Source organism: Limnochorda sp. (assembly GCF_047459355.1).
In the GTDB taxonomy this organism is placed as follows: Bacteria; Bacillota; Limnochordia; order Limnochordales; family Limnochordaceae; genus Limnochorda.
This window is the reverse complement of record NZ_VSCV01000001.1, coordinates 165,451-177,768: the sequence shown is the minus strand read 5'-3', so window position 1 is coordinate 177,768 and position 12,318 is coordinate 165,451. Positions and strand designations below refer to the sequence as shown.

The 12,318-nt window shown below is 71.6% G+C and carries 10 protein-coding genes; 2 read left to right on the top strand and 8 right to left on the bottom strand.

The genetic code is table 11. The features are described from left to right. Window positions 1-188: 188 nt before the first annotated feature. Window positions 189-1,496: a glutamate-1-semialdehyde 2,1-aminomutase gene (gene hemL, locus FWJ67_RS00880; RefSeq protein ID WP_304172085.1), complete on the top strand. Its 1,308-nt coding sequence runs from the start codon at window positions 189-191 to the stop codon at window positions 1,494-1,496. Window positions 1,497-1,627: 131 nt separating this feature from the next. On the opposite strand, the gene FWJ67_RS00875 is transcribed toward hemL, so the two are convergent. The 8 genes from FWJ67_RS00875 to FWJ67_RS00840 form a co-directional block, all read right to left on the bottom strand. Next, window positions 1,628-3,346 carry a methyl-accepting chemotaxis protein gene (locus FWJ67_RS00875; protein WP_414481785.1) on the bottom strand — a complete coding sequence of 573 codons (1,719 nt, stop codon included), beginning with the start codon at window positions 3,344-3,346 and terminating at the stop codon, window positions 1,628-1,630. Window positions 3,347-3,598: 252 nt separating this feature from the next. Further along, window positions 3,599-4,861, bottom strand: a complete 1,263-nt coding sequence (locus FWJ67_RS00870) for a methyl-accepting chemotaxis protein (protein WP_414482522.1) — start codon at window positions 4,859-4,861, stop codon at window positions 3,599-3,601. A 528-nt stretch (window positions 4,862-5,389) separates the two neighbouring features. Beyond that, on the bottom strand, window positions 5,390-6,391 hold the full coding sequence (locus FWJ67_RS00865; protein ID WP_304172092.1) for a M42 family metallopeptidase: 1,002 nt from the start codon (window positions 6,389-6,391) through the stop codon (window positions 5,390-5,392). After that, entirely contained in the window at window positions 6,388-7,497 is a 1,110-nt protein-coding gene (locus tag FWJ67_RS00860) for a M42 family metallopeptidase (RefSeq protein WP_304172094.1), read from the bottom strand. The genes FWJ67_RS00865 and FWJ67_RS00860 overlap by 4 nt, the downstream gene beginning before the upstream one ends. Beyond that, window positions 7,494-8,546: a M42 family metallopeptidase gene (locus FWJ67_RS00855; protein ID WP_414481787.1), complete on the bottom strand. Its 1,053-nt coding sequence runs from the start codon at window positions 8,544-8,546 to the stop codon at window positions 7,494-7,496. The genes FWJ67_RS00860 and FWJ67_RS00855 overlap by 4 nt, the downstream gene beginning before the upstream one ends. Continuing rightward, window positions 8,543-9,337, bottom strand: coding sequence for an alpha/beta fold hydrolase (locus tag FWJ67_RS00850; RefSeq protein ID WP_304172098.1), 795 nt, complete (start codon window positions 9,335-9,337; stop codon window positions 8,543-8,545). The genes FWJ67_RS00855 and FWJ67_RS00850 overlap by 4 nt, the downstream gene beginning before the upstream one ends. A 60-nt stretch (window positions 9,338-9,397) precedes the next feature. Further along, entirely contained in the window at window positions 9,398-10,183 is a 786-nt protein-coding gene (locus FWJ67_RS00845) for an SDR family oxidoreductase (protein ID WP_304172100.1), read from the bottom strand. 51 nt (window positions 10,184-10,234) lie between these two features. After that, window positions 10,235-11,197 carry a diacylglycerol/lipid kinase family protein gene (locus FWJ67_RS00840; protein ID WP_414482521.1) on the bottom strand — a complete coding sequence of 321 codons (963 nt, stop codon included), beginning with the start codon at window positions 11,195-11,197 and terminating at the stop codon, window positions 10,235-10,237. A 167-nt stretch (window positions 11,198-11,364) separates the two neighbouring features. Here FWJ67_RS00840 and FWJ67_RS00835 point away from each other — a divergent pair, with 167 nt between their 5' ends. Beyond that, window positions 11,365-12,312: a patatin-like phospholipase family protein gene (locus tag FWJ67_RS00835; RefSeq protein WP_304172104.1), complete on the top strand. Its 948-nt coding sequence runs from the start codon at window positions 11,365-11,367 to the stop codon at window positions 12,310-12,312. Window positions 12,313-12,318 lie beyond the last annotated feature (6 nt).

The following is a 12,318-nucleotide window of genomic DNA, read 5'->3' as shown; positions in this document are numbered from 1 at the left end:
GGCAGGCTGTTGGGGCTCAGCGGGGGTCTGGACCGCCACCCTCCGGCCCAGTTTACCCGCCGGGGCGCCCAGGGCAGGAACGGCCGTCCAGGAGGCGAACCCCTTCGGCTCGGGAGCCCCTGGGGCCTCCAGCCCTGGTTCCCCGCCCGCAGGGGTCCGCCCAATCGTCTTTCTTGGAGGAATCGCTGGTGTCGCACGCTCTTTCGCCAAGCCCCCGTTCGGAGGAACTCTACCAACGGGCCCTCAAGGTGGCCAGCGGGGGCGTCCACTCGCCCTCCCGCTCCTACGACGCCGTCGGCGGCGGCGCCCCCCGGTTCATGGTCCGGGCCAAGGGCTCGTCCCTCTTCGACGCCGACGGGCGGCGGTACATTGACTACGTCTGCGGGTACGGCGCCATCATCCTGGGCCACGCGCCAGACCCGGTGGTGGAGGCGGTCCGCCGGACGGCCCCAGACGGTCTCCTGTTCGGCACCCCCACCCCCTTGGAGGTGGCCCTGGCCGAGCGGCTCTGCCAGGCGATTCCGTCCGTGGAGAAGGTCCGGTTCACCGCCTCGGGCACCGAGGCGGTCATGACGGCCATCCGCCTGGCCCGGGCCTTCACAGGCCGGCCCAAGCTGGTCAAGTTCGACGGGTCCTACCATGGTCACTCCGATCCGGTGCTGGTGGCTGCGGGCTCGGGCTTCTCCACCCTGGGCCTGGCCGACTCGGCCGGGATCACCCCTGGTGTGCTGGCCGACGTGATCAGCCTGCCGTACAACCAGCTGGAGCCCTTGGACCGGGTGCTGGCGGCCCAGGGGGACCAGGTGGCGGCGGTGCTGGTGGAGCCCATCGTGGGCAACTTCGGCCTGGTGCCCCCCAAGCCGGGCTTTCTTGAGGGGATGGTGGAACGGGCCCGGGCGGCGGGGGCTCTGGTCATCTTCGATGAGGTGCTCACCGGCTTCCGCTACCGCTACGGGTCGGTGCAGGATCTGTACGGGGTGGAGGCGGACCTGACGATCTTGGGCAAGATCATCGGCGGCGGCCTGCCCATCGGCGCCTACGGCGGCCGGGCGGAGATCATGGAGCTGGTCGCGCCCTTGGGGCCCGTCTATCAGGACGGCACCTGGGCAGGCCACCCCCTCTCCATGGCCGCGGGGGCCGCCTGCCTGGACGCGCTCCGGGAGCCCGGACTCTACCAGCGCCTGGAGGCTCTGGGCCGGCGCCTGGCGGAGGGTCTGCGGGAGGCGGCGGCCCGGGTGGGGATCCCCCTCCAGGTGAACCAGATGGGTGGTGGCGTCGCCCCCTACTTCACCGACCAGCCGGTGGAGGACTTCGCCGGCTGCGAGCGGGCCGACACCGAGCGTTTCGCCCGCTTTTTCCGGGCCATGCTCGAGCGGGGGATCCACCTGCCCCCCTCCCCCTACGAGGTCTGGTACGTCACCGCCGCCCACACCGAGGAAGACGTGGAGCAGACCATCGCGGCCGCGGAGGAGGCCTTGGCCACTCTGGTGGCGTGATCCCCCCCGCCGGCGAGGGCCGTCCTGAACGCTGGCGCCCCGCACCGGGTGGTGCGGGGCGTTCGCTCCCAGGGGAGGCCGGAGGTGCGGCGCCGAATGGGATCCATCGGGCGCCGCCGGCTGGCTCGCCCTTAGGTCTTGAAAGTCCCCACAAGGCCCTTCAGGTTCTGGGCCAAGGTGGCCAGCTCCGCGGCGGCCTGGGAGATCTCTCCCACCGCCGCCGTCTGCTCCTCGGTGGCCGAGGCCACCTCTTGGGTCATGGCCGCGTTCTCCTCGGTGACGGAGGCGATCTCGTCCACCGCCGCCACCGCCTGATCGGTGCCGGCGGCCATCTCCTCCGCGGCCGTGCCGATCTGGCGGATCTGCGCGGCCATCGTCTCGAACTGCTGGATGACGGCGGCGAAGAGCTGGCCCGACTGGGCCACCTCCCGGCTCCCCTCGTCCGCGGTCTGGGAGACCGCGCCCGTCTCCTGGACCGCGGCGGCCACATCCTGCTGGATCTGGTGGACCAGGGCGGCGATCTCTTTGGTCGCCTGCTGCGCTTGCTGGGCCAGTTTCCGGACCTCTTCGGCCACCACGGCGAACCCCCGCCCCGACTCGCCAGCCCGGGCCGCTTCGATGGCCGCGTTGAGGGCCAGGAGGTTGGTCTGGTCGGCGATGGCGGTGATCACCTCGACGATCCGGCCGATGGCCGTGGAGCGCTGACCCAGGGCCTCCACCGCCTGCCCCGACCGGTCGACGGCGGTCTTGATGGCGCCCATCCGCTGGGCGATGGCCGCGGCCGCCTCCCGCCCGCCGGCGGCCTCCTGGGCTGCCCGGTCGGCCCCGTCCACCAGGGCCTGGGCCAAGTCGGCCACCTGCTTCACCTGCTGGCCCACCAGCCGGGCCCGCTCCGTCACCCGGGCGGCGGCCTCTGCCTGCTGCTGGCCGCCTCGGGCGATCTGGTCCACGCCCTCGGCCACTTGGTGGACCGACCGGCCCACCTCTTCCGAGGCATGGGCCAACTCCTGAGAAGCGACGGCCACCTGGTCTGCCAGGTCCCGCACCTGGAGGATCAGGGCCCGGAGGCTCTCCAGGAAGGTGTTGAACCCCACCGCCAGCTGCCCCACCTCGTCCTGGGAAGCCACCTGGAGGCGCCAGGTCAGGTCGGCGCCGCCGGCCGCCAGGGCCTGGAGCTGATCCCGGACGCTCCGCAGGGGCCGGGTGACCGCCCGGGCGGTGGTCAGGTTCAGGGTGAAACTCAAAAGAAGCCCCGCGGTCCCCGCAACGAGGAGGAAGGCCAAGGTCTGCCGGTGGCGGGCCTGACTCGCGGCGTACCGGTCGGCGGCCAACTGGGTGGCATGGGCGACCATCTGGTCCATGGCCGCCTGCATGGCTTCGTTCAGAGAGGTGACCTCCCCCAACGCCTGGCGGACGACAAACTGGCTCAGGTTGGCCCGGCTCAGCACCAGGAGGCGGTCCACCGCGTCCTGGAAGGCCGGCCAGGTGGCCAGCACCTCCCCGGCCAGCTGGTGGTCCTCCTCGGTGACGGTCGTCTGCTGGTAGGCCTCCATCAGCTCCACAAACTCGCCGGACAGGCGGGCCACCTCGGCCTCGATCTGGGTCAGGAGGGCCTCGTTCTCCTGCATCAGGTGAAGCAAGGCCTGGTTGGCCGTCTGCTCCCGGACTTGGGAGGCTTGCAAGAGCAGCCGGAGGCCGATGACGTTGGCCTCGTAGGTCTGCCTCAGGTGCTCGTTGGCGGTGGTCAAGCTGTGCAGGGAGAGGATCCCGAGCACCACCAGAATGATCAGGTTGACTCCGGTGATGAGCATCATCTTGGCTGCGATCGGGAGATTGCGAAAGGCCTTCATCGCCGGTGCCTACCTCCTGTGGCGTCTGCCGGTCAGGGGATCTCGGAAGGGCCGCCGCATCCATCCCTCCTCCGCGCCCGTCGTGGTTCGGCTCCAAACGATCCCCCACGTTTCACCTTATCGACAAGACACGACAACTTGAATAGCCTCTCTTCCCAAACGAAGCGGACGCGGAAAGGCCCTGGACCAAGCCAGGGCCCTGGGGCGTGGATGCCTGGGGGCGCATGCTGTTGGGCTCAGGTTGTTGGGGGTTCAGGTCTTGAAGGTGTCGACCAGGCGCTTCAGGTTCTGGGCCAGCCCGGCCAGCTGGGCGGTGGCCCGGGAGATCTCGTCCACCGCCGCCGCCTGCTCCTGGGTGGCCGACGCCACCTCCTGGGTCATGGCGGCGCTCTCCTCGGTGATGGAGACGATCTCGGTCACCGCCTCCACCGCCCGGTCGGTGCCGGCCGCCATCGCCTCCGAGGCGGTGCCGATCTCCTGAATCTCCCGGGCGATCTCTTCCACACTCTGAAGGATCCGGGCAAAGACCTGGCCCGACCCCGTGACCTCCCGGATCCCCTCCTCCACCGCGGTCAGGACGGTGCCGGCATCCGCAACGGCCACGGCCACATGCTGGCGGATCTGGTCGATGAGCTGGGTGATCTCCTTGGCCGCCTCCTCCGACTCCTGGGCCAGCTTCCGGACCTCGGTGGCCACCACGGCGAAGCCCCGGCCGTGCTCGCCGGCCCGGGCCGCTTCAATGGCCGCGTTCAGGGCCAGGAGGTTGGTCTGGCTGGCGATCTGGGTGATGGCATCGACGATGCGGCCGATCGCTTGGGACTGCTGGCCCAGGGCTTCCATCGCCTGGCCAGCGCGGTCGGCCGCCGCCTTGATCTCCTCCATCCGGGCCACGATGGTCTCCACCGCCTGACGGCCCGTGTCCGCCTCCTGGGCGGCCCGCTGGGCCCCATCGGCCAGGGCCTGGGCCGCCGCGGCCACCTGCTGCACCCGCCCGCCCATCCGGTTGGCCAGCTCCGAAGCCCGCGCGGCCGCCTGGGCCTGCTGCTGGCCCCCGTGGGCGATCTGATCGACGCTGGCCGCCACCTGCTGGACCGCCCGGCCCACCTCATCGGCCGAGGCGGCCAGCTCATCGGAGGAGGCCGCCACCTGGTCGGCCAAATCCCGGATCTGGATGATGAGCGCCTGCAAGGTGTCGACGAAGGCGTTGAACCGGGCGGCCAGCTGGCCCAGCTCGTCCTGGGAGGGAACCGCCAGACGCCGGGTGAGGTCCGCCCCGCCGGCCGCCAGGGCCTGGAGCTGATCCCGAACGGTCACCAACGGGCGGACGATGTCCCGGGCCGCCAGCAGGTGGAAAATGAGGCTGAGCCCGGAGCTGGCCAGGCCGGCGACGACGATGTGGGTGCGGCTCAGCCCCGAAACCGCGAGGAGGCTCACCAGCGTGAACAGGCCCACGTGGGCCATGGCCGTGAGCACCATCTTGGCCCGCACGGGGAGATTGTGAAAGGCTTTGATCACAGAGGTTCTCACCCTCCTTGTCCGCCCGGGAGAGGACACCGACGGGGGTCCCTCCGGAGCGCGTCAACCTGCAAGACATGGGCCCAGGGCGTGGACCGGCCGACCAGGGCGGGCCCGCCGGATCCGAGGGTGGCCGAACGGGGCGATGCGAAGCCAATCGGACAGGTGCGCTCGGTTGGAACGAGACAGGGCGTACGGCGCGACGCGCTGCCGGGTTGGGCCCGACATGGGGGAAGAAGGCGGCAAGACGGCCGGGCGGCGGTTCACCTGCCGGCGACTGGTCCGCTCGCTCTCTCCAAGGTGCGGTGCTGCCCTTGATCCAATGGAATGGTATCGGCGGGAGGGCCGGGATCCTCCATGGCCCGATCCTCCCTTTCTTGGACCGGCCCGGGTGTCCCAGAAGCGGCAGATGCCCCTGGCGTGGGCCCGGGGGGTTGGGGCGGCCGAGGGACACCCCGCCCGACGGGAGGGGCGCGGAGGGACTACGGGGCGGGCCCTGGCCCCGGCCGAAGCCGGGGCCGGGGCCTGCTAGAGGGTGATGGGCCGCTGGAGCAGAGCCACCAGCAGGTCCCGGGCACCAGCCATATCCCGCAGGTCCACCATCTCCGAGGGCGTGTGGACGTACCGGCAGGGGATGGAGACGGCCCCGGTGGGCACCCCCTCCCGGCTCAGGTGGATGGCGCCCGCGTCGGTGCCGCCCCGGGTGAGCACCTCCATCTGGTAGGGGATGCCCGCATCCCGGGCGGTCTCGGCCAGCAGCCGGCGGACGGCCGGGTGGGCGATCACGCTCCGGTCCATCGCCTTAATCGCCGGCCCCTTCCCCAGCTCGACGGCCATCTTGGGGGCCTCAGGCGTGTCCCCCGTGAGGGTGACATCGATGGCGATGGCCAGGTCCGGGTCCACCCGGTAGGCGGCCGGCCCTGCGCCTCGCAGGCCCACCTCTTCCTGCACGGCGAAGACGGCCACCACCCGGTGGGGCGACGCCTTCAACCCCTTCAGGACCTCCACCAGCACCGCGCAGCCTGCCCGGTTGTCGGCCGCCTTGGCGATGAGGCGGTGCTCGCCTGCCTCCACCACGGGACGGACGAAGACCCCCGCCTCACCGATCTGGACCCGGGCCAGGGCCTCCTCCCGGCTGGCCGCGCCGATATCGACCAGGAGGTGCTTCATGGCCAGCTCCTTGGGGTCGTCCAGGTGGTCGGCGGCCACCACTCCCTCCGCGCCGCCCAGGAACCGGACCCGCTGCCCCAGGGCCACCTGGGGAGAGACACCCCCGATGGGCGCCACCCGGAGGAACCCCTCTTCCTCCACGTAGGTCACCACCAGGCCAATCTCATCCATGTGGGCATCCAAGAGGACGGTGAGCCCGCCCTCGCCCTCGGGCTCCCGGATGGCATAGAGGTTGCCCAGGGCGTCGGTCTCCAGCCGGTCGACGACGCCCTCCAGCTCCTCCTCCAGGACCTTCCGCACCCCTTCCTCGGCCCCGGCGGGCCCCATGGCCTCGCTCAACCTGCGAAAGATCTCCTTCACCGGCGATCGCCTCCGTTCGACAGTTCCCGGGCCCAGGCGTGCAGACCCCGCCGGGCCAGCTCCAACCCGTGTTCCAAGTCGCGCACCGAGAGGACGTTCCCCGGCTGGTGGAGGTACCGGCAGGGGAGGGAGAGGCTGGCCACCCGCACCCCGCCCCGCTGGGTTTGGATGGCGCCCGCGTCGTTCCCGCCGGCGGTCCCGTGCTTCCACTGCCAGGGGAGGCCCGCCGCCTCCGCCTCCTGAATGAGGAGCCGGACCAGCTGGGGGTCGGCGATGCTCGTCCGGTCCCGGAAGGTGAGGGCCGGCCCCGCCCCCAACCGGGTGACCTGCTTGGCCGGCGGCACCCCCGGCAGGTCGGCGCAGGAGGTGGTCTCCAGCACCAGAGCCACGTCAGGGTTGAGCCGGTAGGCGGCCACCTGGGCCCCCCGCAGGCCCACCTCCTCCTGGACGGTGAAGGCGGCCAGGAAGGGGACAGGCCACTCCTCCTGCAGGAGCTCCAGGAGGATGAGACAGCCCGCCCGGTCATCCAAGGCCTTCCCCATCACCAGGCCCTCGCCCAGCACCTGGAAGGGAGTGTCGAAGGTGGCGTACTCCCCCAGCTGGACGGCACCTTCGGCCTCCGACCGGCTCCGGGCGCCGATGTCGATGTAGAGCTCCTCCACCCGGTAGGCCTTCTTCCGCTCCTCGGGGGTCTGCAGATGGATGGGCTTGCCGCCCACCACCCCCGGCACCCGCCCCTGGCCGATCCGGACCACCTGGGCCGGGAGGATCCGGGGATCGATGCCGCCCACGGGCCGGAAGCGCAGGAGCCCGTCGTCCTCGATGGCGGTGATCATCAGCCCGACCTCGTCCATGTGCGCGGCCACCATCACCCGGGGGCCGGGCCGGTCCTCCCCCACCCGGACCAGCAGGTTGCCCATGGGGTCCGTCTCCACGGTGAAGGGGCCCTTGGGCGGCTGGGCTTCGATCTGGGCCCGCAGCCACTCCCGCACCGGCCCTTCCCCGCCCGAGACCCCATCCAGCTCCGACAGCTGCCGGAGCCTGGTGATGAGCGCCTCCTGGCCCTTTGTGGGCGTCCACAATGGTTCCTGGGCCGCGGTGGTCATCGGCTGAGCCCCCTTACCCACTCGGGCTCCATGGCGGCCAAGGCGGCGGCCAGGAGCCTCCCCGTCGCCTCAATGTCCTTCACATCCACCGTCTCCACGGTGCTGTGCATGTACCGGAGCGGCACCGAGAGCAGCCCCGTGGCCACCCCGCTCCGGGCCACCTGGAGGGCCCACGCGTCGGTGCCCGTCCGCCCGGGAACGGGCTCCACCTGGTAGGGCACGTCCTCCCGCTGGGCCTGCTCCACCAAGAACCGGTAGACCTGGGGGTGGATGTTGGGGCCCAGGGCGATGGCCGGCCCTCCGCCCGGCTCGGCCGACCGGTCCTTCTCCACCCCGGGCTGCCGGGCAAAGCCCACGTCCACCGCAATCCCCACATCGGGGGCGACGCCGAAGGCGCTGGTGACCGCCCCCCGCAGGCCCACCTCCTCCTGGACGGTGGCCACCACCACCACGTCCACCTGGTGGCGCCGGCGGGCCAGCTCCTGGAGCGCGTGGTACGCGGCCGCGCAACTGGCCCGGTTGTCGAAGGCCTTCCCCGCCATCCGCCCGCCCAGGAGCTGGACGGCCCGCTGCTCCCGGACCACCAGGTCCCCCGGCTCCACCAGGGCCCGGACCCGCTCCTCGGGCAGGCCCACGTCTACGAAGAGATCCTTCATGGGCACGGGCCGGGTCATCTCCTCATCGGTGGTCAGGTGGGGCGGCAGCATGCCCAGGTACCCCACCAGCTCCCGCCGTCCCAAGACCCGGACCCGGTGGGCGAGCACGTTCCGAACGTCGATCCCCCCCACGGGGGCCACCCGGAGGAAGCCCCCCTGCTCGATGGAGAGGACCATGAAGCCGATCTCATCCATGTGGGTGGCGATCATCACCCGGGGGCGGGGCTTTGGCCCCTCGCCCGCCTTCAGGGCGATGACGTTCCCCAGGGGATCCGTCCGGATCTCATCAACCAGTGGAGCCCATGCCTCCCGGATCCGGGCCGCCACCGGGCCTTCATGGCCCGAAATGCCGGGCAGCTCCGAGATGGTTTCCAAGAATTGGGCTGCCGTCACCCGCCGCTCACCTCCAAACGCTCCAAAAGGTCCCCCAGCGCCCTCACCGGCTCCTCCGGCGCCTCCCAGAGCAGCCCATGGCCCCGGCCAGGCACCACCCGGAGCCGGGCTCCAGGGATGGCCCCGGCCAGGCGGGCCCCTTCGTCGGGCGGCGTCACCCGATCTTCACTCCCCACCAAGACCCATGCCGGCACGGCCAGATCATCGAGGCGACCCCGTCCGTCGAAGGCGAGGGCCGACCGGACCAGGGCCCGGAAGACCTCCGGGTGGGGATGGCCCCGGGAGCGGGCCAATCCCTGCTGGAACCGCCCGATGGCCCCGGGCGCCGACCGGTAGAAGCCGGGAGGGAAGGTCCAGAGATGGACCTCCCGGTAGAAGAGTTCCAACGAAACGCGTCCGTACAACTCGCCCCAGAGACGCAAGAGTTCATTCCGGTGGGGGTCGGGCGCGAGCCACGTGGAGATCAAGAGCAGCCCCCGGACCCGCTGGGGCGCTTGGTGGGCCATGGCCTGGACCACCGTGCCGCCCCAGGAGACCCCCACCAGGACCGCCCGGGCGACACCCAGGCCGTCCAGCAGCCGCCAGGCATCGGCGGCCGCGTCCTCCACCGTGTAGCCGTCCGGGGGCCGGTCGCTGGCCCCCAGGCCCCGGGGATCGTAGAGAATGGCCCGGCACGGGGGCATGGCCCGCCGCAGGTGGTTGAAGGCCGCATGGGTGCCCCCCAAGGGAGGCACCCAGAGGACGGGCTCGCCCTCCCCTTCCTGGCGGAAGGCGAGCCGAAGATCACCCACATCGAGCCGTTCCAGGACGACGCCTCCTTGCCGGGCTGCCGTGCCCCAGCCGACCCTGGCTCAGGCCAGGGGGACGGCCAGCCCGCCGTCGACGAGGATGGTCTGGCCGGTGATGTAGCTAGCCGCGTCGGACAGCAGGAAGGCGGCCACCCGCCCCAGTTCGGCCGGATCCCCGTAGCGGCCCAGGGGGATGGCCGACGCCGACTGTGCCCGGACCGCCTCCACCGACGTGCCCGCCTGCTCGGCCTTGATCTGGTCCAGCTCCTGGACCCGTTCGGTGTCCAGCCGGCCCGGAGCCAGGCAGTTGATCCGGATCCGGGGCGCCAGCTCCTGGGAGAGGGTCTTGGCCAGCCCGGCCACCGCCGGCCGGAAGGCGTTGGAGAGGATCAGCCCGGGCAGGGGCTGTTTCACCGACATGGAGGTGACGATGGCGATGGCGCCGCCCTCGGCCTCCAGGTAGGGCCGGGCCGCCCGGATGGCCCGGACCACGCTCATCAGGTTGAGCTGGAAGGCGTGCTCCCACGCCCCGTCGTCCAACTGGTCGAACCGGCCGGCGGGCGGCCCGCCCGCGTTGCAGACCAGGAGGTGGAGCCCCCCAAGGGCCTCGGCCGACTCCCGGATGAAGGCCTCCAGGGCCTCCTTCTGGGTGACGTCCACCGCCCGGTGGAGGGGCCGGCAGCCCGTTTCGGCCGCGATCAGGTCGGCCGCCTCCGCGATGCGCTGCTCATCCCGGCTCGCGATGGCCAGGTCCGCCCCCTCCCGGGCCAGCTCCATGGCGATGGCCCGCCCCAACCCCCGGCTGGCAGCCAGCACCACACCCTTCCGTCCCTGAAGCCCTAGGTCCATGGGCACATCCTCCTTCCAGCCCACCAGGGCCGATGATCCACGGGCCGATGATCAGCCGTCGGGGCTCGCCGGCTGGATCAGGCTGGGCGCCGCCTCATCCTGGAGGGCCGCGGGCGCCGGCTCGCTGGCCGCCGCCGAGGCGGGCACCAGGAGCTGGAGAGCCGCTGGGTGAACCTCGAAGTGGGCCGGGAGCCCGCTGAAGACCTCACCGTCCGCCTGCAGGTGGAGGGGGGCGTCGGAGTCGATGATCACCCGCCGGCCCGCGAGGACCCGGACCTTCGGGTGGGTGACGTGGTTCCCTGAAAAGGCCCGGGGCAGCACCCGCAGGACCTCCAGGTGGGAGACGTCGCCCACCACCACCACCTCGAAGAGGCCGTCGTCCGCCCGGGCGCCGGGGCAGATCCGGATACCGCCCCCGATGTGGGGCAGGTTCCCCACCGCAGTGAGGAAGCACCGCTCCTCCAGGCGGGTGTCGTCCACCTGGATCCGCATGGGCTGGCTCCGGTAGGTGAAGAGCTTGACGGCCAGGGAGACCATGTAGGTGAAGGTTCCTGCGATGAGGGTGGGCATCTTGTCGGCCAGGTAGGCCACTTCCGCATCGAAGCCCACCCCCGTGGCGTTGAGGAAGAAGCGCCCGTTCACCTCGCCCAGATCCAGGGAGCGGAGGCGGGGCTCCCGGAGCATCCGGGCCCACTGGTCCACCCGCCGGGGCAGCCCCACGTTCCGGGCAAAGTCGTTGCCGGTGCCCGCAGGCAGCTGGCCGAAGGCGGGCCGGCGGTGCGGAGGGAGCTGCATGAGGCCGTTTACCGTCTCATTGGCCGTCCCATCACCGCCCACCGCAACCACCAGGGGGTACCCTTCCTGGGCGGCCTCCACCGCCAGCTCGCTCGCGTGACCCAGGCCCTTGGTGAACCGGCCGGCCAAAGGGGCGCCCACCAGCTCCTGCAGGCGCCTCCAGGCCCGCATGGCCCGCCCGGAGCCCGCCGAAGGATTGACGATGAAGAAGGTTTCCATAGGCCCACGCTCCTCCGAGCCGGCGCTCTGCGGCGGCGCCGCGGCGTCGACTCCCAGCCCCGCCATCTCCCTCCAGCCGGCCCAGGTAGGACTTGCCCCGCTCCGGCTGGAACCAACTCAGAGGCTAGGGTTCGTCAGTTCACTCCGTTTTCCTGGGTGGGATGGGTTTGGGCTCCCCGAAGCACCAGTACGACCTGGCGCTGGCCTTGGGCGGCGGCGCGCTCCGCGGCGTGGCCCACGTGGGCGTCCTCCAAGTCTTGCACGAGCACGGGATCTTCCCGTCCCTCGTCACCGGCACCTCCGCCGGCAGCCTGGTGGGCGCCTTTTACGCCGCAGGAGTCGACCCCTACCAGATGGCGGAGCTGACCTACTCCCTGTCCGCCGACATCCTGGTCGACACGGAGATGGGGCCCCTCTCCTTCCTCCTCCTGGGACAGCGCATGGCCCTCGAGCTCGTCCGCCGCACCGCCCGCACCCCCAGCGGGATCGCCGCCGGGCGCCGCCTGGAAGCCTGGATCCGGGAGAACCTGCCCGTGCCCAAACTGGATCAGCTTTCCTTACCTTTCGCGGCGGTGGCCGTCGACATACGCTCGGGCGAACGGGTGATCATGGCCTCCAGCCACCTCCTGCCCGACCAGCCGCCGGCGGGGACCGCCTTCCTCACCGAGGAGGAGACGGATGTGGCCGCCGCGGTCCGGGCCAGCTCCTCCATCCCCTGGTTGTACATGCCCAAACGGCTGGGGGGCAGGATCCTGGTGGACGGCGCGGTCTGCGAGCCCGTCCCCGCGCCCACGGCGCGGCTTCTGGGCGCGCAGAAGGTAGTCGCCGTGGACCTCACCCCCACCTCCCAACAGCCAGAGGAGGTTCAGGGCCTCACCCGGATCCTGGGACGGGTGCTGGCCATCGGCGAGGGGGTCATCACCCGCCTCCAGCTGGAACGGGACGCCGATCTGGTCATCCACCCCGTCCTGCGGGACGGCCCCATGACCGACGCCTCCCTCATCCCCGAGTACCTCCACGCCGGCCGGGTGGCGGCCATGGCCGCGCTTCCCGCCCTGGAGGAGCTCCTCCGGCGGCCCGTGAAGAAGCGCCGCTGGTTCCTCTTCGGCCGCTAAGCCTTC